The sequence below is a fragment of the uncultured Psychromonas sp. genome (assembly GCF_947489755.1).
In the GTDB taxonomy this organism is placed as follows: domain Bacteria; phylum Pseudomonadota; class Gammaproteobacteria; order Enterobacterales; family Psychromonadaceae; genus Psychromonas.
In genome coordinates, this window is sequence record NZ_CANLFB010000007.1 from 1 (window position 1) to 24,914 (window position 24,914).

26 protein-coding genes and 1 riboswitch are annotated in these 24,914 nt (G+C 35.9%); of the genes, 17 read left to right on the plus strand and 9 right to left on the minus strand.

Annotated features, from left to right (window positions below):
- Positions 1-168 precede the first annotated feature (168 nt).
- The 8 genes from Q0794_RS05400 to Q0794_RS05435 all read left to right on the plus strand — a co-directional run bounded on the left by Q0794_RS05400 (position 169) and on the right by Q0794_RS05435 (position 8,639).
- Positions 169-1,185, plus strand: a complete 1,017-nt coding sequence (locus tag Q0794_RS05400) for a YjgN family protein (RefSeq protein WP_298940716.1) — start codon at positions 169-171, stop codon at positions 1,183-1,185.
- 9 nt (positions 1,186-1,194) lie between these two features.
- On the plus strand, positions 1,195-2,229 hold the full coding sequence (locus tag Q0794_RS05405) for a M48 family metallopeptidase (RefSeq protein ID WP_298940717.1): 1,035 nt from the start codon (positions 1,195-1,197) through the stop codon (positions 2,227-2,229).
- Positions 2,230-2,544: 315 nt separating this feature from the next.
- Complete coding sequence (gene metN / locus Q0794_RS05410; RefSeq protein WP_298940718.1) at positions 2,545-3,579, plus strand: methionine ABC transporter ATP-binding protein MetN; 1,035 nt, start codon at positions 2,545-2,547, stop codon at positions 3,577-3,579.
- A complete protein-coding gene (locus Q0794_RS05415; RefSeq protein ID WP_298940720.1) occupies positions 3,569-4,255 on the plus strand; it encodes a methionine ABC transporter permease in 687 nt (228 codons plus the stop codon). Before metN ends, Q0794_RS05415 begins: the two co-directional genes overlap by 11 nt.
- A 108-nt stretch (positions 4,256-4,363) precedes the next feature.
- Positions 4,364-5,182: a MetQ/NlpA family lipoprotein gene (locus Q0794_RS05420; protein ID WP_298940721.1), complete on the plus strand. Its 819-nt coding sequence runs from the start codon at positions 4,364-4,366 to the stop codon at positions 5,180-5,182.
- A gap of 216 nt (positions 5,183-5,398) precedes the next feature.
- A complete protein-coding gene (locus tag Q0794_RS05425; RefSeq protein ID WP_298940722.1) occupies positions 5,399-6,610 on the plus strand; it encodes a hypothetical protein in 1,212 nt (403 codons plus the stop codon).
- Positions 6,611-6,762: 152 nt separating this feature from the next.
- The gene (locus tag Q0794_RS05430) at positions 6,763-7,233 is read left to right on the plus strand and encodes a nuclear transport factor 2 family protein (protein ID WP_298940723.1); all 471 of its coding nucleotides are present in this window, start codon (positions 6,763-6,765) and stop codon (positions 7,231-7,233) included.
- Positions 7,234-7,802: 569 nt separating this feature from the next.
- The gene (locus tag Q0794_RS05435) at positions 7,803-8,639 is read left to right on the plus strand and encodes a mechanosensitive ion channel domain-containing protein (RefSeq protein WP_298940724.1); all 837 of its coding nucleotides are present in this window, start codon (positions 7,803-7,805) and stop codon (positions 8,637-8,639) included.
- Positions 8,640-8,792: 153 nt separating this feature from the next.
- Here the strand turns inward: Q0794_RS05435 and Q0794_RS05440 are convergent, their stop codons facing one another.
- The 7 genes from Q0794_RS05440 to Q0794_RS05470 form a co-directional block, all read right to left on the minus strand.
- Entirely contained in the window at positions 8,793-9,272 is a 480-nt protein-coding gene (locus tag Q0794_RS05440; RefSeq protein ID WP_298940725.1) for a DoxX family protein, read from the minus strand.
- Positions 9,269-10,051, minus strand: coding sequence for a DNA-binding domain-containing protein (locus Q0794_RS05445; protein ID WP_298940726.1), 783 nt, complete (start codon positions 10,049-10,051; stop codon positions 9,269-9,271). Before Q0794_RS05445 ends, Q0794_RS05440 begins: the two co-directional genes overlap by 4 nt.
- A complete protein-coding gene (locus Q0794_RS05450; protein WP_298940727.1) occupies positions 10,051-10,965 on the minus strand; it encodes a DUF692 domain-containing protein in 915 nt (304 codons plus the stop codon). The genes Q0794_RS05445 and Q0794_RS05450 overlap by 1 nt, the downstream gene beginning before the upstream one ends.
- A gap of 15 nt (positions 10,966-10,980) precedes the next feature.
- Positions 10,981-11,253, minus strand: a complete 273-nt coding sequence (locus tag Q0794_RS05455; RefSeq protein WP_298940728.1) for a DUF2282 domain-containing protein — start codon at positions 11,251-11,253, stop codon at positions 10,981-10,983.
- 320 nt (positions 11,254-11,573) lie between these two features.
- Positions 11,574-11,849, minus strand: coding sequence for a DUF2282 domain-containing protein (locus Q0794_RS05460; protein ID WP_298940729.1), 276 nt, complete (start codon positions 11,847-11,849; stop codon positions 11,574-11,576).
- A gap of 42 nt (positions 11,850-11,891) precedes the next feature.
- Positions 11,892-12,206, minus strand: a complete 315-nt coding sequence (locus Q0794_RS05465; protein WP_298940730.1) for a thioredoxin family protein — start codon at positions 12,204-12,206, stop codon at positions 11,892-11,894.
- 113 nt (positions 12,207-12,319) lie between these two features.
- Positions 12,320-12,805, minus strand: coding sequence for a YHS domain-containing (seleno)protein (locus Q0794_RS05470; RefSeq protein WP_298940731.1), 486 nt, complete (start codon positions 12,803-12,805; stop codon positions 12,320-12,322).
- A gap of 161 nt (positions 12,806-12,966) precedes the next feature.
- Here Q0794_RS05470 and Q0794_RS05475 point away from each other — a divergent pair, with 161 nt between their 5' ends.
- Both Q0794_RS05475 and Q0794_RS05480 read left to right on the plus strand, forming a co-directional pair.
- Positions 12,967-13,788 (plus strand): AraC family transcriptional regulator, encoded by an 822-nt coding sequence (locus Q0794_RS05475; RefSeq protein WP_298940732.1) that lies wholly within the window; start codon positions 12,967-12,969, stop codon positions 13,786-13,788.
- A 322-nt stretch (positions 13,789-14,110) separates the two neighbouring features.
- Positions 14,111-15,283, plus strand: a complete 1,173-nt coding sequence (locus tag Q0794_RS05480) for a hypothetical protein (RefSeq protein ID WP_298940733.1) — start codon at positions 14,111-14,113, stop codon at positions 15,281-15,283.
- Between the two features lie 382 nt (positions 15,284-15,665).
- Here the strand turns inward: Q0794_RS05480 and Q0794_RS05485 are convergent, their stop codons facing one another.
- Positions 15,666-16,616 carry a 5'-nucleotidase gene (locus Q0794_RS05485; RefSeq protein WP_298940734.1) on the minus strand — a complete coding sequence of 317 codons (951 nt, stop codon included), beginning with the start codon at positions 16,614-16,616 and terminating at the stop codon, positions 15,666-15,668.
- A 24-nt stretch (positions 16,617-16,640) separates the two neighbouring features.
- On the minus strand, positions 16,641-17,105 hold the full coding sequence (locus tag Q0794_RS05490; protein WP_298940735.1) for an HAD hydrolase-like protein: 465 nt from the start codon (positions 17,103-17,105) through the stop codon (positions 16,641-16,643).
- Between the two features lie 287 nt (positions 17,106-17,392).
- Positions 17,393-17,539: riboswitch (cobalamin riboswitch) on the plus strand.
- A 143-nt stretch (positions 17,540-17,682) separates the two neighbouring features.
- Between Q0794_RS05490 and Q0794_RS05495 the strand changes: the two genes are divergently transcribed.
- From Q0794_RS05495 to Q0794_RS05525, 7 genes are all read left to right on the plus strand, one after another.
- Positions 17,683-18,519 carry a DUF4198 domain-containing protein gene (locus Q0794_RS05495; RefSeq protein ID WP_298940736.1) on the plus strand — a complete coding sequence of 279 codons (837 nt, stop codon included), beginning with the start codon at positions 17,683-17,685 and terminating at the stop codon, positions 18,517-18,519.
- A gap of 160 nt (positions 18,520-18,679) precedes the next feature.
- Complete coding sequence (cbiM, locus tag Q0794_RS05500; protein WP_298940737.1) at positions 18,680-19,288, plus strand: cobalt transporter CbiM; 609 nt, start codon at positions 18,680-18,682, stop codon at positions 19,286-19,288.
- Entirely contained in the window at positions 19,288-19,980 is a 693-nt protein-coding gene (locus Q0794_RS05505; protein ID WP_298940738.1) for a hypothetical protein, read from the plus strand. The genes cbiM and Q0794_RS05505 overlap by 1 nt, the downstream gene beginning before the upstream one ends.
- Positions 19,980-20,774, plus strand: a complete 795-nt coding sequence (gene cbiQ, locus Q0794_RS05510; protein WP_298940739.1) for a cobalt ECF transporter T component CbiQ — start codon at positions 19,980-19,982, stop codon at positions 20,772-20,774. The genes Q0794_RS05505 and cbiQ overlap by 1 nt, the downstream gene beginning before the upstream one ends.
- Before the next feature lie 4 nt (positions 20,775-20,778).
- Complete coding sequence (locus Q0794_RS05515) at positions 20,779-21,468, plus strand: ABC transporter ATP-binding protein (RefSeq protein ID WP_298940740.1); 690 nt, start codon at positions 20,779-20,781, stop codon at positions 21,466-21,468.
- A gap of 19 nt (positions 21,469-21,487) precedes the next feature.
- Positions 21,488-23,353 (plus strand): AAA family ATPase, encoded by a 1,866-nt coding sequence (locus Q0794_RS05520; protein WP_298940741.1) that lies wholly within the window; start codon positions 21,488-21,490, stop codon positions 23,351-23,353.
- A 65-nt stretch (positions 23,354-23,418) separates the two neighbouring features.
- Positions 23,419-24,909 carry a cobyrinate a,c-diamide synthase gene (locus Q0794_RS05525; protein ID WP_298940742.1) on the plus strand — a complete coding sequence of 497 codons (1,491 nt, stop codon included), beginning with the start codon at positions 23,419-23,421 and terminating at the stop codon, positions 24,907-24,909.
- Positions 24,910-24,914 lie beyond the last annotated feature (5 nt).

Here is a 24,914-nt window from a genome sequence, read left to right on the forward strand (position 1 = left end):
CAGACAGAGATAAAAAAAGAGGTAGATTGCAATATGGTTTGCACGCGGTTACCTCTTAATGTCCAACCTATGAATAGATCTTACTTTTTAAAGATACTTTTACTGGATTAATTAGTGAGAACAATTTAATAAACATCATTCTTAACTCAAACTTCACAAGGACGTTTAATGACAAACCAAACCACCGAGTCTACCGTTAGCTCTTCTTCGCGTGCTCTTTTTAAATTTACTGGTAACGGTTCAGAGTATTTTAAAATATGGATAGTTAATGTGTTATTTACTATCTTAACTTTAGGTATTTATTCTGCGTGGGCAACGGTTAGAAACAATAAGTATTTTTATTCAAACATGTATCTTGATGGTAGCAACTTTAGATATTTAGCAGATCCTATGACTATTCTAAAAGGGCGTATTATTGCAATTGTTGTCTTAATTATTTACAGCTTGGCGGCAAATTATTCACCAGTGTATTCAATGATCATTCTTATCCCATTATTGATTTCAATGCCTTATTTTTATAATCAATCATTGGCTTTTCATATGAGAATGTCAGCTTACAAAAATATCCAATTCCGTTTTAAAGGATCTTATCTTGGTGCTGTCATGGCATTATTTGTATGGCCTATTTTAGGTGTGCTTACTTTAGGGATATTATTACCTACATCATTACAAAAAATAAATGAGTATGTTGTTAACAATAGCTCTTACGGTACTTCGTCTTTTAAATTTAGCGCTACTTATAAAGATTATGGAATGATTTTACTCATGATGATTGGTGCGACAGTGTTGTTTGCTATTTTTGGGGCCATTATAGGCGCAATCTTTGCTTTCTTTATACCTGTTCTGCTTCCTGTATTTATAGGCTTCTTTTATTTAATTATGCTTGTATTTTTTATCGCGTCGACAACGAACCTATTTTATCGTCGTCTATCTTTAGTTGATCATGAGTTTGATTGTACTTTAACTGTTAGTGGTTATATTAAAGTTATATTAATTAATACCTTTTTAATTATTATTACGCTTGGTTTGTATGCGCCAGCAGCTAAAGTACGTATGGTTAAATACTTGAGTGACAATATCGTTATGAAGGTTAATGGTAGCCTTGAAGGTTTTTCTGCTGCAGAGAAAGAAAATGTTAATGCTTTAGGTGAAGAGATGGGACAAGTTGTTTTTGATTTCGCATAAGCAATAACCATGAATCAATTAATTATTCATGGTTATTTCCTTGATGGGTTGAGTGCTAAACGTATTAATGCAAGCTTGCAATTAATCAATAACACCAGCCTATCATTGGTGATAGATAATAATGACATTACCCCTATCATTGTAGATTGTGGCGATATTCGTATCGAAGCACCTTTAGGTGATACACCCAGAGAAATTGAATTAGGTGATGAACGTTTATTTGTTAGTGATGATCATGAGGGGGTAGAACAACTTAATAAACTGACACAACAAAGTTCGCTTCCTTTTTCTTTAGTACATCGGTTAGAAAAAAGTCTTACTGCTGTCATATTGTTTAGTTGTTTGATGATTGGGTTTGTATGGGCGATAACCGTACATGGTATACCTGCCGCCGCTAAAACCATTGCATTCGAAATGCCGGAATATATTGAAGAACAGTTATCTACTAGCTTGGATCTATTAGATCAAACTGTATTTGAACCTTCAAATTTACCCATTAAAAAACAAGTTCAAATACGTACTCTATTTGCTAAGCACTTAGCACATCATAAAGCTCTTAATCCGCATATTTATTTTAGATCTGGTATGGGGGCCAATGCCTTAGCTTTACCTAATGGCGATATAGTTTTTACTGATGATCTCGTTAATTTAGTGGAAAATGAGCAAGAATTAGTTGCTGTTCTTTTTCATGAATTAGGGCATTTACATCATAAACATATTACACGACGTATTTTACAAGGTTCGATGGTTACATTAGTCGTTATATTATTAACGGGAGATCTGGATGCTGTTGATATTGTAACCGGACTTCCTACACTGGTGATTGATTTAGCTTATTCAAGAGAGTTTGAACTTGAAGCTGATAGATACGCTCTAAGTATGTTAAAAGCATCAAATATTTCTGTTAATGTATTTTCTTCTTTAATGACTCGCTTGAGCAATCATGCCAATGTTGATGGAGAAGCTCGCATAAAAATGAATGACTTTTTATCTACTCACCCGCATTTACAAGATCGTATCAAATTAACTGAAGAGTATAAATAACCTCCTGTGTGAAACATTATTATGAGAATCTAGGAATGGATTTTTACATCAAATTACCCAGTAATGGTATTATCATAAAAATCCTTCTTTCTCTCCAAAGTTAACCACAACGTCTTTTTTAAAGTAAGTTCTATTCACATGAATCGGAGTCAAATTTAGCGACTACAATATTGATCTAAATATTTTATTTATTTCGCTTTAATGATTAATTGCTTTAGACGTCTAGATGTCTTAGTATGCACGGGTAATTACGGTATAGATCACTAATAACAGTGGTGTTTGAGACGTAAGCTGTATTTAATTTCAGGAAATCTGATGATAGAAATAAAAAATGTAAACAAAGTGTTTTATCAGGGCGATAAAGTGATTAATGCACTTTCTGATATTAACCTGAATATAGCGCAAGGTAGTATTTTTGGCGTAATAGGCTCTTCTGGTGCAGGTAAAAGTACGTTAATACGTTGTGTTAACTTATTAGAGCGTCCAACCAGTGGTAAAGTGATTGTTGATAATATCGATTTAACGCAATTATCTGAACAAGAGTTAACACAAACACGCCGTAAAATAGGCATGATTTTTCAACACTTTAACTTATTATCATCTCGTACTGTTTTTAATAATATTGCATTGCCATTAGAGCTAGCGGGCGAGTCAAAAAGTAAGATTAAAAGCAAGGTAGAAGGGTTATTAGAGTTAGTTGGATTAGCTGATAAACGCGATGTATACCCTGCAAATTTAAGTGGTGGTCAAAAGCAACGTGTTGCCATTGCACGCGCACTTGCGTCAGACCCTAAAGTATTGTTATGTGATGAAGCAACTAGTGCATTAGATCCTGCAACCACTATTTCTATCTTAGAGCTTTTACGTAAAATTAATAAAGAGTTAAATTTAACTATCTTATTGATCACTCATGAAATGGCTGTGGTAAAAGGTATTTGTCAAGAAGTGGCTATTATTGGTGATGGTAAATTAGTTGAGAATGGTTCTGTTGGTGACATATTTGCACATCCAAAAACAGAACTTGCACGTGAATTTATTCGTTCGACTTTAGATCTTTCTATTCCTGGTGATTATAAAGAACGTTTACAAGCCACACGAATTGAAAATAGTTTTCCATTGATACGTCTAGAATTTACAGGGGCTTCTGTTGATGCGCCGGTAATAAGCCATGTTGCACGAGAATTTAATATTGATATCAGTATATTAAGCTCAAATATGGACTATGTTGGCGGCGTTAAGTTTGGTCTTATGCTAGCAGAGTTTATTGGTTCAGAAGATTGTGCTAATAAAGCTATCCAATACTTGAAAGAACAAAAAATTGAATTAGAGGTACTAGGTTATGTCAGTTAATGCAGTAACTATGTGGTGGGCTGAAAATACACGTTTAATTGAACTATTAGTCGACTCTTTATGGGAAACATTAGTAATGGTATTTACCTCCGGTTTTATTGGTTTTGCGGTGGGTATTCCCCTAGGTGTTTTATTACATCTGAGTAAAAAGAACGGTTTATTAGAAAATACGACTTTAAATAAAGCGTTAGGCATCGTAGTCAATATCGGTCGCTCTATTCCGTTTATTATTTTATTGGTGGCATTGATTCCCGTGACACGTTTTATTGTTGGGTCATCAATCGGTACGGCAGCTGCTATTGTGCCATTAACCATCGGTGCTATTCCTTTTATTGCTCGTCTTGTTGAAGGTGCATTATTAGAGGTGCCAAGTGGTTTAGTAGAAGCGGCTCAAGCAATGGGGGCAAAACCCATTCAAATTATTAACAAGGTACTTCTACCAGAAGCATTGCCTGGCATTATTAATGCGGTAACGATCACTTTAGTGACTTTAGTTGGTTATTCAGCAATGGCGGGTACAGTTGGTGGTGGCGGTCTTGGTGATGTTGGTATTCGTTATGGTTACCAACGTTTTGATGCAACGGTAATGATGATAACCATCGTTATTCTAGTCATCATGGTGCAAATGATTCAATCACTGGGTGATTACCTTGTTAAACGTGTTGATCATCGTTAAATTTTTAATGGTTAATTTGAACCATTAAATACTGTTAATTGAGAAACATTAAATGTTAACGTTATATTTAAAGTGACATTTAATCATTACATTAAAAAAGGAAAGTTTATGAGTTTTAATATCAAAAAAGTATTAGCCGTTTTAGGTCTTGCATCAACATTCGCATTAGCAGGCTGTGGTGAAAAAGAAGCTGTTGCAGTTGATAATACTAAAGTGACTATCGGTGTTATCGCCGGTGCTGAAGCACAAGTAGCAGAGATTGCAGCAAAAGTTGCAAAAGAAAAGTATGGTTTAGACGTTTCTTTAGAAATTTTTTCTGATTACATTACGCCTAATGCAGCACTAGATGAAGGTTCAATTGATGCGAATGCATTCCAACATAAACCTTATTTAGATCAACAAATTACTGACCGTGGTTACAAATTTTCTGTTGCTGGTAATACATTAGTTTATCCAATTGCTGGTTACTCAAACAAAATTAAAACACTAGATGAATTGAAAGATGGCGATCAAATTGCCGTGCCAAGTGACCCAACTAACTTAGGTCGTTCTTTAATCTTATTAGAGAAACAAGGTTTATTAACACTTAAAGAAGGTGTTGGTCTACAAGCAACGGTATTGGATATTGTAAGCAGTGATAAAAACTTGAAAATAATTGAGTTAGAAGCTGCTCAATTACCTCGTTCATTAGATGACGTTAGCCTAGCTATCATCAACACTACTTATGCAAGTTCTATCGATCTTTCGCCTGAGCATGATGGTTTATTTGTTGAAGATAAAGAGTCTCCATACGTTAACTTAATCGTTGCTCGTGAAGATAACGTTAAGTCTGAAAACGTGCAAAACTTTGTTAAAGCATATCAATCAGATGAAGTATACCAAGCTGCACTTGAAATCTTTAAAGGTGGCGCTGTTAAAGGTTGGTAATCACTTTCTGATAGCTCAATGTTAAATTAGTTAAAAAGGTATGAAGCTTAGCTTGATACCTTTTTTTATACCTGCGAAAAGACAATCCTTGTGAATAAACCATCAGTATAAATAGTGAGATGATTTTAGTATTATCTTCAGTTATCTCTATCATCTTAATCAATTCTATTTATGTAGTTTTTTGAAATTAATAGCGTCTTTAAAGGAATTTACGAAATGGAAAGAATCATTCCCCTTATCTGTCTAATAGTGGTTTCAATATCGGCTCAAGCTGATTGGAAGGAATCATTGTCAACAGGTTGGAGTTCAGTTAAAAATAGTAGTTCAGAACTTTACTCTGACCTCACTGGAGAAGGGGACGAAGTCGCACAAGGTTTATCAACACTGTCAGCCGCTAGACAAAAGTCGATATCGTCATGGGATAACATGGAAGACCGATTCGCCGATATTATCAAAGTAAAAGGGGATAAAAACCAAGCGCCAGAAAGTGCTTTTTTCAAAAAGGATAAAGCGAGTTACCAAGAAGATATTGATGCATTGTTAGGTGATGTTTACGGCATTTTAAATGATGATATTGTAAAAGAGGCGAGTGATAGCATTGCACACATTGACTCAACTATTTTAGGGCTTCAAGAGAAGGCATCTCAACAAAAATCAAAGTCGGTTATTTTGATTGGTGAAGATAAAAAAGAGGCGTTAAAGAAACAACAACAATACGAAGATGATATCGCTGAATACCAAAAAAATCGTGAAAAGATGATTGAAGTAGTACAAATAAGACTCGATGAGTTTGGTACTGAACTTTCATTTGAACAAGTTGAAGCATTATTAGTACGTGTTAATGCTGATGATATTCTAGCCATGACGACTATTTTCCCGGTGATTGGTGAAATAGCTTCTTCATTTGCTAAGATCACAGCAACTTCGGGCGAAGACCTTAATAACGCTAAAAAATATTACAGCATGTATGTGGTGTTATTGGAATTACAGCTTTATATTCAAGAACGCTATATGGCTGATTTAAAAAACAAATATATCCCTCGCATTGATACGCTACAGAATAAACAAAATAATCTAATCAAAACAACTAAAAGCGAGATGGATAAAGCTTCTTCAAAGCACAAAAAATCTTATTCTTTAAATTTAAAGAGCCAGAATACAACCTTACAAGCAATTAAATTATATAAAGTGAGTATGCAACAAGACTTAAATAATATGTCTAAGGCTCACCGCCTGTTAATGGAAGATTATACATTAGCTGTTAATACCTTAAATACAGTGACTATGTCTTCTCAAGTCAGTAATCTGATAACGGATAGCAGTCAATTATTCGATAAAATAATGGCATTACAAGCGCCTGAGTTAGTACCATTCAATAACCTTCAAATGCAAAAAGAGTTTTCAGCTTTGACGGATAAAATTAAATAAGACTTAATCGTTAATGAGTAGCAATCGATCATCTTACTCATTAATTTACTGATAAAATATGTAATCTTATGTGAGTGCTCAATGAATAGTGTTGATTATTGTTTAATTGGACTATTTAAGTGTTAAATGTAAATGATTTAGGAGAAACATCGATGAAAACCGCACGTCCACCTTTACCACCTTTTAATTTTGCTACTGCAACGTTAAAAGTAAGAGCTGCTGAAAATGGTTGGAATAATAAAAATCCTGAAGCTGTTTCTCTCGCTTATAGTCCTGATAGTGAATGGCGAAATCGTTCTAATTTCATCAATGGTCGTGCTGAGATCGTTTATTTCTTGGCGAACAAGTGGCAAAACGAATTAGATTATAAATTAGTGAAAGAGCTTTGGGCTTTTACTGATAATCGTATTGCAGTGAGGTTTGCTTATGAATATCGAAATGCTGAAAATCAATGGTTTCGTGCTTATGGTAATGAAAACTGGGAATTTGATGAACTAGGGTTAATGCAAAAACGTTTTGCCTGTATTAATGATTTAGCCATCGATGAAAAAGATAGATTATTTACGTGGGAAGGGAGCAGTAGACCTGATGATTTTCCAAGTTTATCTGATTTAGGATTATAGGCTTAGGTTTTAGACCTAATAGTGCTTTATATCGTTAGTTAAACTTTGCTTTAGTTATACCGTTATTCATTATTGTCACTGATACTCACTGCTTAAAAAGTAGATGAATCACGGTATTATTTTTTATTGCTTCTATCGCTTTTATGTCGATGCCTAAAAATAAGCTGCACCGACGAAGTTAATTACACTTTTATACGGCGGTACTCTAAACGTCTAATCACAGCAACAATCTACTACCCATATTTAACTTTAATGTAGGCACTCTAGCCATATCTACCACTATTAATAACTGGTCTATTTTACTGGCTAAAATACCCCATTGCTTCGTTATACAATGTCGAATGTGAATAAAGACAATATTAATTCATGCTTAAATTGAGTTGTTATACGTGAAATCTAGATTAAACGCTTATTGATATCAGTTTTTTTGTTGGAAAATAGTACAGTTTTTTAGAATAAAAGTGATCTTGCCCGAGAAAAAGCTTATCTAAATAGGTACTTATTTTTAGCCCTTATATAATACAAATAATGGTATGTGCCATTATTTGATCATTATAAAAGGAAGTTAAATGAGTGCTTTAGATGTCTCGACGACACAGCTCGAAAAATTATCAACAAAAGCGTATGAATTAGGAATTGAATACGCTCCTAAATTAGCATTAGCGATAGTGACACTATTAATTGGTTTATGGATCATTAGCATGATTTGTAAAGTGATTCGATTATCAATGGAACATTCCAAAGTAGATCCTACTTTAATTCCATTTATGACTAGCTTAGCTTCATGGATATTAAAAGTATTACTATTTATTTCAGTTGCTTCAATGATAGGGATCGCTACGACATCATTTGTGGCTGTATTAGGTGCTGCAGGTTTAGCGATAGGTTTAGCACTTCAAGGTAGCTTGGCTAACTTTGCTGGTGGTGTGCTGATCATGGTATTTAAACCTTATAAAGTAGGTGACTTGATTGAATCTCAAGGACACTTGGGTGTTGTTAAAGAAGTACAAATTTTTAATACTATTTTAATCGCTCCACAATCTAAACGCGTTATTATTCCAAATGGTGCAACATCTAATGACTCAATTATTAATTATACGGTTGAAGGTAAGATTCGTGTTGATTTGACCATTGGTGTTTCATACGATGCAGATATTGATAAAACTAAAGCGGTGTTAATGGATGTGTTACTTGCAAACGATAAAGTAATGCAAACACCTGCTCCGTTTGTTGGTGTCTTAGAAATGGGTGACAGTTCAGTTAATTTCGCCGTTAGACCACATTGTGATCCAAAAGATTATTGGGATGTGTTCTTTAGTGTTAATGAAGAACTGAAGAAAGCACTTGATAGAAATGCGATTAGCATTCCGTTCCCGCAACGTGATATCCATTTAATTCAAGCTTAAGGATAATATAAGCTTAAAAATAATAATGATTGCAAGTTATTGGTAATGTTTTCATCTATGATTTTTTGAGCTGGCGATTATGCTATAAAAAAGGCGTTAATACCTAGGTATTAACGCCTTTTTTATGACTTCGTTTTTATTGCTTAGCCCTTATTACTTTTTATTAAATACGCTTTTAATAAAGCGGTCTAAAGCAAGGAAACCACCACTGAAGAGAACAACTTGTGCTAATAGAATCCCCCATAGAACATGCTCCGCATAAGCTACGGGCGCAATATCTTCTAAACTAATCACTGCAACAATATTAACAAAAAACAATCCTAAAGCGGCAAAACGAGTCGTTAATCCGAGTATTAATAAGACGGGTAGTACGAGCTCACCGATAGTCCCTAGATAAGCTGCTAACTCAAAAGGCAATACTGGTACTTGGTATTCGTATTCAAATAAAAGAAGCGTGCTTTCCCAGTCTCGTAACTTGGTGAGACCTGATGCAAAAAATGCCCAACCAACATAAACACGAGCTGCTAATAGAGCGAGCGGTTGTAATAGGTTTATTTTCTCAGCAATATTTAAATATAGATCGCCAATTGATGAAAATAATGATTTTTTTGATTCAGAAGTATAAGTATTCATAGTGAGTTCTCTTTAAAGTGTAAAATTAAATTTTGTTCTATTGCTTTTACCAACCATTTATCAAATGAAAAATCATCATAATGGCTGACGGCATCCAGTGATTCTGCTAATGACTTCCTTGCCTTTAAACAAAACATAAACTCAGCTTCGCTATCTGTTAATGTTGTTACTTTAGGTTGGAATTCTGGCCTGAATATCATGACGACATGTTTTTTGGGTTCAATATTTAATGCTATTTTAGCTTGCTCCATTGCCTGTTCTCGTTGTTTTTCTTCAGGGTGATGGTGTGCATCAAAAATCTCACTAATAGGTGATGTTGTTCTTATTAGTGCAACATTGTTATTTAATACAATGCTAATATCTTCTGGTTCAGCACTAGCAAGTAATGCTAATGACGTATAATCGAGTGTTTGGTCTTGCCCATTTAATGCTTTATGTATGTGCCAATCTAACTCTGCGCAATCAGGTAAGTAAGCATATTCATGTGCAATCTGATTTGTTGCAATAAAACGTGAAAATTCATCTCCCCATTGCGCCCAGTCACCCTTGTTTGGTGGATATTTTTTTAAAAATTCTTGTACTAATATCTCATTAACATCACTATCTAATAACTGTGAAATAGTGGGGAAAGTGATACTTAAAGCACGCTGTGCATTCGCTAATAAATTACGTCGGTAAATATTAATACCACGAACATCAAAGCCGCTTTCTTCTCGCTCTTTAATGAATGATGTTGGATCATCATTCCAAATAAGAGCTAACAATTGCTGCTGATTCATTACAGTTCCTTGGTCAATACTGACTTATTGATCATGGTTTGATTTAACAGGTTTTTATTAAAAACAGTACGAGCTATATGACGTGCTTTATCTGCTTCACTTATTAAAACTGACCATTCTGGTAAGTCATTGTCCCATTCTATTAATGTAGGGATTTTTCCAAAGCGTTGAAGTGCTTGCTCATAACCTTGCCAAACGTGATCTGAAACTGGTCGAGCATGGTCATCGACCACTAATTCGCCTGGTAACGCTGTTGTACAACCTGCAAGGTGAATTTGAGCAACACTATTAATTGGCAGAATATTAATATAATCATTAACTGATTGCTTAATATTACCGTCCTCAAAATTAATGCTATTAACCGCTATATTATTAATATCTAATAATATTTTTGAATCTGTTCGTCGGCTAAGTTCTGCTAAGAATTCAGCTTCAGATAAATAACTTTGATCAAATTTTATATAAGCAGACACATTTTCAATAATTAATTGTCGACCCAAAATTTCTTGCACTTTATCAACTTGTTCACACATACGATCTAAGCTTGTATTAGTATGAATAATAGGTAATAAATCGCCGCTATGGATTAACTGTCCTTGTTGTTGCCCCCACGTAAAACAGGCATGCTCAGACATTAAAAATGGATCGATACTTTGTGCTAATTTGCTTAATCGGTTTAAATAGTGAAGAGGTATATCTTGTTCAGATCCCAGTCCCATTGACGTTGAGTGCAAACTGATAGGGTATTTTTCACGAACCTGGTTAAGCACAGATAATGCCGCACCGCCTTCACCAAAAAAATTCTCAGAGTGCACTTCTACAAAATCAACTTGTTGAGGTTGAGTTAATACATCAGTAAAATGCACGTGTCGTAAGCCAACACCAATTAAAATATCTTTACTTTCTACTGACATATTATTTCTCACCTATTAGCTAGCTTTGTATGCTGCTTTAGCTTCTGATTTTGATAAACCACCTAATGTTGAACAAGTTCCTTTTTCAACTAGTTTCCATTCGCCTTTATCGTTATCAAGTGTTGATTGGCCTGCACATGAATGTGTTCCTGCTAAGTTTGCACAGTCATTTTGACCTGCTGCTGCAATGCCGTAACATTTTTCTTTACTTGCTGCTTGTGCTGGCGCTGAAACACCTGCTGCGATAACGGCTGCTAATGCTGCACTTGCTAATAATTTATTGCTCATAAAAAGATCCTTTTATTGATAAAAACTAAATATATTATGTTAACTATTTCATGTGTTTAGCCGATGAGTATCATCAACTTATTGAGTAATAGCTGAGTATTATTTACTAAAACAGTGTCAATACACCGTCTATACCATCATTAATTAAAAGATTTATTTTCAATTAAATATGTATGCCTAAAAGACATAACAATAGGATTAAAAATTTCAGAATAATTGTTTATAGAGTCAATTTTTGTTTGTTTTAGATAGTAATGTGAACTTGATCTACAAGTAACAATCATAATTAAACGGTTACTCGTAGGCATAAATTACGATTCTTATGAGTTTGCTTTGTAAGCTGCTTTAGCTTCTGATTTTGATAGCCCACCCAATGTTGAACAAGTACCTTTTTCAACTAATTTCCATTCACCTTTATCGTTATCAAGTGTGGATTGACCGGCACAAGAATGCGTGCCTGCTAAGTTTGCACAGTCATTTTGACCCGCAGCTGCGATTCCGTAGCATTTTTCTTTACTCGCTGCTTGTGCTGGCGCTGAAACACCTGCTGCGATAACGGCTGCTAATGCTGCACTTGCTAATAGTTTATTGCTCATAAAAAATCCTCTTATTGATAAATATAAAAATAAATTAAAAAACTAAATGTACTGTTCTATCCATTGCATCAATTGAATCGCGGGCATACCACCTATTTGTTGCGCAACAATTTCATTATTTTTTACTAAAAGTAATGTCGGAACACTACGAATGCCATAATCGATAGCATCATTCTGCGATGTATCAACATCAACCTTAATAATGTTAAGGCGCTCATTCATTGCGTTGGATACATTTTCAATAACAGGTGTCATTGATTGGCAAGGTCCGCACCATGAAGCACTAAAAAACAATAATGAGTGTTCGTGTTCTGATAATAAATTATCTAAGTTATCGGTAGAGGTTAGTTTCTTCATGGTTAAAATCTCGCTTATTTATTATTAACACTAAAGAGGTATTTGGCAATGTTTGTGCTTTTAAATTAAGAGGCTTATTACATATCAACCAAATACTCTCTTTAAAATAGGTCTTAATCGTTTATTTCTTCTATTTGCTCCGTTGTAAGACCTTTAATCGTTGTCCAGTTACCTTGTGACTGTGCAAGGTATCCAGGTACATCTGTTAACCATTTCTTTTGAACGTCTTTATTAAGGTTTAAATATAATTTGTCACCTTTGATATGCCATGCTGTTGGGTCTGTATCAAATTTTTGGTTTAAAGCCACACCAAATGCACAGAAACCACCGTATTGTGGTGCATATTTAGTTGGATCTTCCTTAAATAAGTCACGGTTATCTGCGCTAGCAAAATGATAAATAGCGCCGTTGTAAGCTGCGGTATATTTATCTGAACCTTTTGTTGGTGTTCCTTCAGTAAAATATGAAACAGTATCGTAACCTTTAATTGCTAGGTCATTATCGTTTGCATTAACTTCAATATTAGCGGCAAATGCAAAGCTACTTGCTAATAGTGCAGTGCTGACTAGTGTTGATTTGATTAATGATGAAAGTTTCATTGTGTATCTCCATATAGAATAAATTATTAATGTTTAATTTAAGTTAAGTAAGGGCTCACCCTTGGCTTGGTTGATAATATAAGGCTTTCAATATTTAAAAAGGGATGACATAGTCCCTATATTGAACCCAATCGTCCAAATTAGTCATAAAGAGAGTCAAAATGGATCAACTTTCAATTATATTGAAGCGATTTTCGATGAATACGGAAGTCTTTTTTAGTGGTAACTTATGCGGTATTAGCCATTTCGATAAACAACCTAATCAGGGGCATTTACACCTTTTACAAAGTGGTGAACTCACATTAATTGATGGGCAGGGGGTATCGCAGGTATTTAACGAGCCGACTGTGTTATTTGTGCCTTTACCGCATACTCATCGTATTATTGGTAATGACGATAATCCTCCACAATTAGTCTGTGCTAATGTGATGTATGATGAAACGACCTCGAATCCTATCGCTGAAGCCCTACCGGCGTTACTATCTTTTAACTTCAATGATTGTCCTAAAATAAAACAAACCTCGTTATTATTATTTGAAGAAGCTTTTAACGACCGATGTGGGCGAACGCCAATGATTAACTCATTAACCGATATCTTTATTATTTATATTTTAAGGCATGTTTTAAGCAATAAAATAATGGAGCATGGTTTATTGGCTGGATTGGCTCACCCACAATTATCTAAAGTAATATTAGCGATTCAAGATGCCCCCGAGCAAGCATGGGGATTAGAAGAAATGGCAGAGCTAGCATTGATGTCTCGCTCTAAGTTTTCAGCGTTATTTAAACGCATTGTCGGCCAAAGCCCTGGTGACTATGTCATTGATTGGCGAATTGTGGTTGCTAAAAGTTTATTAAAACAGAATAAATCAGTTGCGTTAGTAGCGAATGCTGTTGGATATGAAAATGGTTCTGCTCTGGCAAGGGTATTTAGAAAGAAACTAGGTATTTCACCTAAAGAATGGTTGGAATTAAATAATTAATGGTTTTAATTATCTATAGACATTAAAGTACTTAGTGTCAGTATTGTTATTTATTACGTTTGAGATTATCTACAGTAAATTAAATATAATCGTTATTTTTGGTTAACCAAACTTTACAGGCGCTTTTTTAAATATTCTACTTTGAATATAGGCCTACTTTGAGTATAGTTTTACTCTTATATAATGTAATATATTACAAAATAAGTGTTGTAGTATAGACACCCTTTTTTATAGCGCGTTAAAGTTCATATGGACATTAATTTAGAATACTTCTGCTTAATTATTTAACCCTATTAGGCAGCTCATTTATAATGGAGAAAAAGTGAGATACTGTAAGCTTACAATTGGTTTGTTATTCTCATTTGCAACTAACCTATCTGCTTTAGAGTTGGTTACGCCGTCTGAAGAGTCTGCCATAGAGCAAATAAATCAAGAATATGACATTAATAGTCTATTGATATCTTCTAACAATAAGCTAGGCCGCTATAACAAAAATGAATTTGAATATAGAGCGTTAGGTTTAGAGATTGAACATAGTAAAAATAATTATCAGAAAAGCCTTAACGTGCTAAGTGAAAAAGTGGTTGCAAAGGATAATGTACAACAATTCTTTAAAGACTTAGAAGCGCTTGTTTTAAAAATAGATACGCTGGAAAAAGATTATGAAAATAAAGGTCTTGAGTTAAAAGAAGAACATAAATCTATTTTAAATGATGGCCAAAAACTGAAAGATACACGTATAAAAAGAAGTACTGAATTAGCTGCGTTAAAACAAAAAGTGGTAGGACGTTTAACGTCTGAACTAGCCGATCCAAAAAGTGTGAAAAATGTTTCACTAAGTGGCACTGCGGTTTGTACTAAATTTCAATCTATTAATGAATGTTTGAATGAAAATGAAAGTCAGATCATCAAAACTGCTAAACAATCAGATGACTTTTTAAATGAACGAAGTGTTTTACTGTCATATAAAATAGTTGATGCGAGTCAAAATTTGGACGGTGAATTGTCTTATCGTGCTGCTATTTCATTTAAACCATCTTACAATTCTAAAATAGAATCTATTTTAAATGAAAAATTTGGACTTAAGTCTGCTGTCTTAACGTTAAAAAGTAATGTCAAAGTCGATTGGTACATTGATGGTAATAAAGTCGGTAGTGGCAAAGAAATTACACATGAAGTCTCACTGGGGCGACATGGTATATTGGCTTCTTATAACTCTATTGGTCAATCAACTATTGAGGTGATTGAAAGTAATGGTGAGTTTTTCTATACTTTTTCAGAAAAAACTAAAAAAAATCAAGCCCATAAAGCAGTCTCGACACAAAATAAATTAGCTAAAACTAACTATCCTAATGTGTCAATGACAGCGCCTCATAGTCAAACTAATAAACCTGTTATCAAATTGAAACCAAGTGATAGTGTAAATAAAAAAGAGAAAGGTTATTTATATTACATTGGTCTTGAGCCAAAAGATGAATTACAAGAAACTTTTTAATCGACTTGTCTCATTTAAAAAGAAGTAATTATTAAAAAGTAACGTCAATGTGATGTTACTTTTTTTTTATCAATTGGTAGCTAAATAATAAATGACTTACTTTCACTTTGAACCCATTGAAAGATCTCAACAGATATCTTTATGTAATGATGGTGAGTATATAGAAACATATACACAAAGTAGTTATGATATCTGGAAATAGTCGTTTTTTGTTTTTTGTAGATGAGTATTAGTGCCAAAGTAAATTATAAAATGATCATTATATTTATAATCGATTAAGTTATTAAAACTTGGCCATTATTCTTAAATCGCTTCCACAAGTAGAAGTGTATTAATCACCTTTTTGATTACTGCTATGGCGATGACCAAGTTGTTTAATAACTTATTCCGTTGGCTCCACAATATTCTTAATACCAAAAGGAATGTGTACGGAAGGAGCAACTTTGCTGGTTGAGTTTAAATGTCCAGATTGATCGTCGAAAAATATATGTGGCTTTAATACACCTAATACCAATCCCTTATCAACACCGCCTAAGAAGAAGGCATCATTTGCCATCACTCCCCATTTTTTTAATGTGTTTAATGCACGCTCATGAGAGGGAGCATTTCTCGCCGTCACAATAGACACGCGTAATCTATTTTTATACTGAATATCTATTTTCTTTTTATTTTCTTCTCTTAGCTGAATCGCTGATATTTTCACTAAAAATTCTTTTAACGGCCCAGGCGTATGCGGTTGCAGAATGTTCTTCGTTTCATGATTGTGAAATTGTTTTAAGTCATTAGTGGTGTGCATGACCGTTTCAGATTCGTCATCTGCTAATACGCCATCAAAGTCAAAGGCAAGCCTTAAATCATCATCGTCTTCTTCATCAATAATGGTTGAACTTAAAACATGTCCTGCAGGGTAGCCACGTTTAATTGCTTCTCTTACATCTGATAAGTTACCTGAAAGAAAAAGTGAAATACTCAATGCAGGGATATATTCATAAGGTGATTTACCTTGCATGAAAATCGCTCTAGAGATTTGTAAATGATGATGCTCTATTGATTTCATTACTCGAAGCCCAGTATCAGGATCATTACGAGACAATAAGACCACTTCAACTAAAGGATCTTCACTTGGGTCATCACTTAAATCATTTAACGACAGTAATCGTTTAATAAAAGAGAAAGCAACGCCTTTGCTAAGCGGCTTTTTAATGTTTTTAGCTTGGTATTTTCTATACTCTGCTTCGCCTTTACTTTTAAATACTTGATCTGATTCTGTTAGGTCAAATACCGCACTCGAGGCAACACCAATGACTAAACGTTTTCCTAATTCATAGGACATATTTTTACCTCTTGTATTGTAGGGTTAAGTGAGTTCACTCAAACTTTTGATGATGCGTATATTATCAGGCGCTATTTGAACACTATTTGGCGTAAACCAGATAGGCGTAATACCGACAGAAATAGCGGGTTCAATGTCTTTTACAAAGGAATCGCCGACCATGGTGATATCCAAGACAGGAACCGGAAAGGTTGAAATAATCGCATTAAGAAATGCTGCCGTTCCTTTATCTATCCCTATATTTTCTTTGCAAAAATAACCTAAAATATATTGGCTTAGCTGAGCACGCTCAAAGGCTGCTTTTATTTCCTGTTCAGTTGAGTCAGCGGCGCCTGTGGCTATATAAATTTTAGCTGTTTGGGATAAAACAGCCAATGTTTCTCTTGCGCCTTCGATCGCTTCCACTGTTTCCCATTCACACATCTTTCCTGTGTTTTGAGGGAAATCAACCATTAACGTATCACCCCAATCAAACAGGTAGACATTCATCGTAACCGTTCCTTTTATGTGTTTAATGCCAAGTATTTAAAGTTAGTATATGAAACTACTTTTTTATAGTTAACGTTAATAGACAGTATCAAATTTAATCGTTTAATCAATGGCTTAAATAGTGGTTAGCATTACAAATACAGTTAGGGTAAAAAACTCCATTGGTTAGCCTTCTCAATCACAGTTTAACTTAAGATAAAGCCTGTAAAAATAACCGCATAAAAGAGGCTTTATATTGACTGTTTAGCCCGTAACACGCTATTGTTCAGCTTCCTTTGGATATAGCATTAAAGCTATGCATTTTTGTCTTATAGAAAGTTAAGATATAAGTGTTTGGGAACTTGGTTAAAAGCCAAGGCTGCCCCCGCAACGGTAAAGCAATTAAAATATTATTTTGCTAAGCCCGGATACCAAACCACAGGATGATACTTGCTCTTGAAGTAAGTACCGTGGTGTTGCGGAGGGCTTCACCGGCTGGTCTGCTTTTATTGATAATGAGTATGTAAATATTATTAAATAAAAGTAACCATCTCCTCCACAACTTCGCCTGTTCATTACTCAGACGGAGATTTTCCTTTTGCTAAACGTAAAAAGTACTAAACCAACTTCCTATTTAAAGCCATTGTTGACTGCAATATCTATTGCTACAGCCAGTATGCTTTCATTTTCAGCGAATGCACATTTTCAAATGCTTTATACCCCGAATTTATTGCATGAAAAAGGCGGCGCAATAACCTTAAAAATGCCTTTTACTCATCCTGCCTCGAGTGGTCATGTGATGGCGGTGGATAAACCCGAAGCTTTTTATATGATTAAAAAAGGTAAAAAAACTGATTTAATCGATACTATTTCTGATATCGAATGGGAAAGCTCGGTCGATAAAGGTCATGCTTACCAAGCAGATGTTAAATTGCGCGGATTAGGTGACTACGTCTTTATTGCACAACCTTCTCCTTATTTTGAAGCAGAAGAAGATAGTTACATTCAACAAATCACTAAAACGATTGTTAATGTTGGCAACCTACCTACCGACTGGAATACAGATTTCGGATTGAGTGCTGAAATTGTGCCATTAACTAAGCCTTATGCTATTTATGAAGGTGGTATTTTTAGTGCTGTGGTTAAATCAAGAGGCAAGTCCGTCCCTTTTGCTGCCATTGAAGTTGAATTCATGAACTACGCACCAGATATGCAAAAAAATCATTTTGCTAAAGAGCCTATCATGACACCGCCTTCGGACGTATTCGTGACACAAACTATCTACGCTGATGCGAACGGTACTTTCCACTTTTCATTATTGAAAGCCGGTCAGTGGGGATTTGCTGCGTTAGGCGTAGGGGAAGAGAAAACCTACAAAGGCAAAGAACTTTCACAGGATGCGGTTATTTGGGTGCAAGCAACTAAGCTACCATAGCTTTTAAGTTGTTTTATTTGGCTTGATAACTATATATATCAAGCCACATCATTTTTTTTAATAAAAGTTTGCTCTAGTCAGGCTTTGTAAATTATTGAACTATTTAGTTTTTGAAATATGTAAATGTTGAAATGTTAACTAAACAGTAAAAAGGTAAATTATGCATATTGTTGATGGAGCATTATCATCTCCCGTGTTGATAACTGGCGCCGTGCTAACCGTTATTGGGGTTTTTATTGGTCTTAAGAAAATGGATTATGATCATTTACCATTAGTGGGTGTATTAGCATCGGTATTTTTTATTGCTTCTTATATTCACTTACCACTGGGGTTTTCGAGCGTACATCTGATCATGAATGGTTTATTGGGCATTCTATTGGGTTGGGTTGCGTTTCCTGCCTTATTAGTTGCGCTGTTATTACAGGTTATTTTCTTTGGGTTCGGTGGTTTATTGGTGCTCGGCGTGAATACACTGAATATTGCCTTGCCTGCCGTGATTATTTATTACCTTTGTTACAGAGGTATTCGCCATGAAAGTGCTAAAGTCGCTGCTATTTGGGGAGCAATGGGTGGTGCAGGTGCAATTATTATTACCTCATTGATGGTGGCATTTTCCTTAGCATTATCTGGTGAGTCATTTGTATTAGCTGCGAAAGCGGTATTACCGGCACATATTCCGATTATGATCATCGAAGGGTTTGTTTCTTATGCGGCTGTTTATTTAATTCATACCGTTAAACCTGAATTTATTACTAAGGATGCTCATTAATGAAACAACGGATTAAACTAATGAAAGCAAATGCTTTATATACTGCTCTGCTATCTCTTTTCTTATCTATTTCATTAGGGTTTAGTTCACTTGCTAGTGCACATAATGTAGTAGGTGGCGTTTACGCTGAAGGTTTTACTATTGAAGGTGAAGCTGGATTTTCAAATGGGTCTATGGCCAATGCGGGTACTGTCGTTAAAGTTTCGGATACCTCTGGAACACCGCTTGGTGAAGCGATGACTGATGATGAAGGTTACTTTGTTTTTATCGCTAAGAAACGCATTACCCATGTTTTTGAAATTAACATGGGAGCAGGGCATATCTTAAAAATGCAATTACCTGCGGAAGAACTGCCTGATAATTTAGATGATAAATCAGCTTCTCTGCCAAGCTCTAATGCTTTAGCTTCTACAAGCGACATAACACAAACCTCTGTTAGTGATGGGCAAGTTGTAAAGACTAATCAAGCGACGAATAATCAAACTGTCACTCAAAAACAAATTCAAAACCAAATTACACCGCTGATGTTAGAAAAAGCGATAGCTAAACAAATAAAACCATTACGCAGAGAAATTAGTGCGTTAAAAGAAAAATCAGGACTGCGCGATATTATCGGTGGTATTGGTTATATCTTTGGTTTATTAGGGTTAGTTGCCTTTTTACGTGAGCGTAAATTAAAGGCAAAACAATAATGTCCCAAGGTCTAGAGCATAGCCTGACATCTTGGTCTGGTCAGGCATTAAAACATCAAGCATCATGGATTGATGATATTGATGCACGCGTACGCGTTGTTTGTTCTGGACTCTTTGCGTTAGTGGTTGTGTCGAGTCAGTATTTTGTACCGGCATTATTAGGTTTGTTATGTGCTTTTTTATTAGTTAAATCTAGTAAGCTTAATATTAAGCGTACTTTACGTCGTGTTGTCGCGATGGATTTATTTATGCTGATGCTGATTTGTGTACTCCCTTTTACCACACCAGGCGATGCTATTTTTACCGTGTTTGGATTGACCGCAAGTTGGCAAGGGTTGTTCCATGCATTATTGATTACCGTTAAAGCGAATGCTGTATTATTGGTGTTATTTTCATTAGTTGCGACCATGAGTGCTTCAACCTTAGGTCATGCACTTGCACATCTTAAAGTACCTGATAAATTGGTTCACTTGATGTTGTTTATGGTGCGTTATTTAGATGTGATCAGCCAAGAATATAAGAAGATGCGACGTGCTATGCAAGCACGTGCTTTTGTATTACGTACTAACAGACATACTTGGAAAAGCATTGGTTATCTATTTGGTATGTTACTCATTCGCTCAGTAGAACGAGCGGAACGTATTTCAGATGCAATGAAGTGCCGTGGTTTTTGTGGTCGCTATTATCTTAATGATGAGATGAAAATAGGGCGCGTAGATGTTGTTTTTAGTGTCACTTTTTTGTGTTTTTTAGGGCTGTTGATAGGGCTCAATGTTAATGACTTATTCAGGTAAACCTATGATTAAAATTGCGCCCCCATTGATTGAAATTAATAATCTTAGTTATGCTTACCCGAGACGTGGCAGTGTATTGAAGGATGTTAACTTTGCTTTATTTGAAAGCGAACGTGTAGTGATAAACGGTGATAATGGCGCCGGAAAAACAACCTTATTACACCTGATTGTAGGTTTGAAAAAAGCGAAGCAAGGTGACATTGTTGGTTTTGGTGAAATCTGTAAAACAGAAAAACAGTTTAATCAATTACGCGCTAAAGCTGGATTATTATTTCAAGACCCTGATGATCAATTATTTTGTCCTACTGTGTTAGAAGATGTCATGTTTGGACCGCTTAATTTAGGTTTTACTAAACAACAAGCTATTGAAAAATCATTACAGACATTGAACGATTTAGGTATGCAGGGCTTTGAATCACGTATTACGCATCAACTGTCTGGTGGTGAAAAACGCATGATCACACTAGCAAGTGTACTTGTGATGGAACCAAAAGTATTAATTCTAGACGAACCCACTAATGCGCTAGATGAAAAAGCAAAAACACGTTTAGTCAATGTGTTGCAAGCTTTACCACAGGCGATGATTATTATCTCTCACGATAAGTTGTTTTCAGATAAATTAGCAACAAGACAACTTAATCTTAAAGATGGTTTGTTAACGGAACAGTTAGCCGCAACGGTAGCAGTAGCGTAGGTTACTGTAATAGATAATTATGATGAATAAATACGATGAGCAAAAGACGATGAATCAAGAGCAACAAGAAGTCATTTTTCCTTTTAGTGCTGTACAAGGTCAACCCTTGTTTAAGCTCGCATTATTGCTTGCGACGGTTAATCCTTTGATTGGCGGTGTGTTGATATCTGGACCTCGTGGTAGTGCTAAATCAACCTTAGCCCGTGCAGTTGCTGAGTTATTACCGGTTACAGAAAACATAACGCCAGAGTTTGTAACATTGCCTTTAGGTGCAAGCGAAGAGATGCTCATTGGCACCTTGGATTTAGACCACGTATTAAAAGATAAAAAAATTAAGTTTTCTCCTGGTCTATTGAAAAAAGCACATACTGGCGTGCTATACGTCGATGAAGTTAATTTGTTGCCGGATCACCTTGTGGATCAGTTACTCGATGTTGCTAGTAGTGGCGTTAACCTTGTTGAACGAGATGGCGTGAGCCATCGTCATGATGCGCGTTTTACGCTAATTGGCACCATGAATCCCGATGAAGGTGAACTACGCCCACAATTGAAAGATCGTTTTGGTTTGATGGTTGAATTAAATAATATTTATAGCATCGAAGAACGTATTAGCATTGTTAAAGCACGCCAATCCTTTGAGAAAGATAAAGTCGCTTTTTGTGATAATTACCAAGCGAAGCAAATACTATTACAACAACAAATAAGTGATGCGCAAGAGTTACTCCCAAGTGTGAACTGTGACGATGCTTGTTTAATTGAAATCGCAACGCGTTGTCAGCAAGCTAATGTAGATGGGTTACGTGCCGATATTATGATGCACCGAGCGAGTTTAACGCATGCTGCCTGGTGTGGTAGAAAAGCAGTGACCTTTGAAGATATTGAACAAGTTGCGCCATTAGTGTTAGTGCACCGTCAGCAACATCTTGGTTCAACGCCACCTCCATCATCTCCACCACAGTCGCCATCACCTTCAGATAAACCATCAGAAAAAAATAATAGCGGTGGTTTTTCACGACCTCAAGCACCTCAAAAAAATGATTCACAAACACCCTTGGGATCTAAGCCCGAGCAACAAAATATAGAGCAGGATCGTCAATCAACTGATGATCCTTCTAATGAGACTGATAATGTTGGAGAATGGGGGGCAATGCCACCTCAAGCTGGCGAAAAACAAAAAACTGATGAAGCTGTAAAACTAGAGCTGCCGAGTTTACAACCTCATTCTTTAAAAGAAGCGTTAAACTCAACATTATTAACTGAAGCATTTAATAAAAATAAGCAGGGTAATACGAGTAAAGGTGAGAAAAAATCAACTTTAGTGAGTAATAAACCAGATTGGTTTAATACCTTAACCAAAAGTCTGGGGCAGTGGCCTCCAGCGCAGTTTTCCTTCAAAAAAGTAAATACAGGTGAACACAAATTACATCTTATTTTATTAGACACTTCTGCGTCTACGTTAAGTGATAGTTTGTCAGCAATTGCTAAATCAGTGGTGATGAATATTACTGATAATGCCTATATTAATCGCGATAAAATTAGCTTGTTAGGATTTGGTAATAATAATGTCGATACTATTATTAAAGCAGGGCGCGCACCCAAAAAAGTGACTAGTTTATTAGATGACATTAGCGCATTAGGTGGCACTCCTTTACGGCTTATTTTAGAAAAAGCTGGCCAAAGTATTAAGCAACTTAGCCAACAGTATCCTGGCGTCTCTCTTTTTTGTTATTTAATAACCGATGGTCGTAGTCGTGCTGACATCGATGATTTAAAATTAAATATTCCCACATTATTAATTGATATTGAATATGCGCCAATAAAGCGTGGACGTGGGCAAGTATTAGCGAATCAATTAGATGCACAATACTTTGCGATTTCATCTTAAGCAAAGCAAAAAGATACTTATGTACGACGAAATAAGCTGTTAATTATGAATAGTAGGAAATAGAGATGACAGAAAAAGCAAGTTGCCCCGCATTATTTTTAGCCGCTCCGGCGTCAGGGCAAGGTAAAACAACCATTACTTCGGCAATTGCTCGTTACTTTACTGAGCAAGGCAAAGTGGTACGTGTTTTTAAGACTGGACCTGATTATCTTGATCCGCAAATACTAGCGCAAGCATCACATGGCCATGTTGAACAGTTAGACATGTGGATGGCAGGCGAGAACTATTGCCAGCAAAAATTGTATGAAGCAGCACAAGAAGCCGACCTTATTTTAGTCGAAGGCGCGATGGGGTTATTTGATGGCGAACCTTCAAGTGCCGACCTAGCTGCTCGTTTTAATATCCCTGTTGCGATTGTGATGGATGTAAAGGGCATGGCACAAACCGCAGCGGCTGTTGCGATTGGTCTTGCTAACTTTCGTGATGATTATAGTTGCTATGGTTTAATCGCTAATAATTGTAGCAGTGAACGCCATGCTCAATTAATTAGAGATGCATTGGCTGAACAATTACCGTTATTAGCATGCCTTAAAAAAGACGCTGATATTGCCTTACCTGAGCGTCATCTAGGATTAGTACAAGCCAGTGAAGTCTTTGATGAGCTAGAAGAAAAATTTACATTGGGTTGTGAATGGTTAGCTGATGGTGTCGCCCGCGCTAATGGCAATGAAAGGTCTGAAAGCCCGTTACTCACATTACCGTCAAGTGTTGATTTCTATGCAGGAAAACCTGAAAAAGTAGGCAAGTTACTTGAAGGCAAAAAGATTGCTATTGCCCGTGACCTGGCTTTTAGTTTCATCTACCAAGCTAATACGCGATTATTAGAAGAGATGGGCGCTACACTGCATTATTTCTCTCCGCTAAAAGACACCCAATTACCAGAGTCTGATGCTTTATGGTTACCCGGCGGTTACCCTGAATTATATGCACAGCAACTTGCGGCTAATACCCAATTACAAACACAAATTTCTGATTTTTATGATGCAGGTAAACCGCTGCTCGCTGAGTGTGGTGGTTTTCTCTATTGTTTAAATGAGCTGGTGGATCTCGATAACAAACATCATAAAATGTGTGGTGTGTTAAATGGTCAAGGCAGTATGTCAGGTAAGCGCGGTTGTCAGGGCATGCAAAAAGCCATGTTACCGGAAGGTGAAATACATGGACATGCACATCATCGATCTCGTGCAATAATGGAAGTAGATGCAATGGGTTACGGGCAACGTCAACGTCACCCTGCACCCGGTGAAGCTATTTATCGCGATAAGAAGTTAACGGCGAGTTACCTACATCTATTTTTCCCGTCTAATCCAACCTTGATTGCTGATTTGTTTACGGGAAAATTACAAGCAGTAGATCAGCAAAAATTAACGGATTGGCAAAACTACGCGACGTTAGACACTAATAAAAAGTCTGAAAGTTCAGCCTCTCCTCTCAATGCGTCAAGCGCTGCTGATCAAAAGCAAGTTGCTCATGCCGCTATGCAAGCACAACAGTAGGAAAC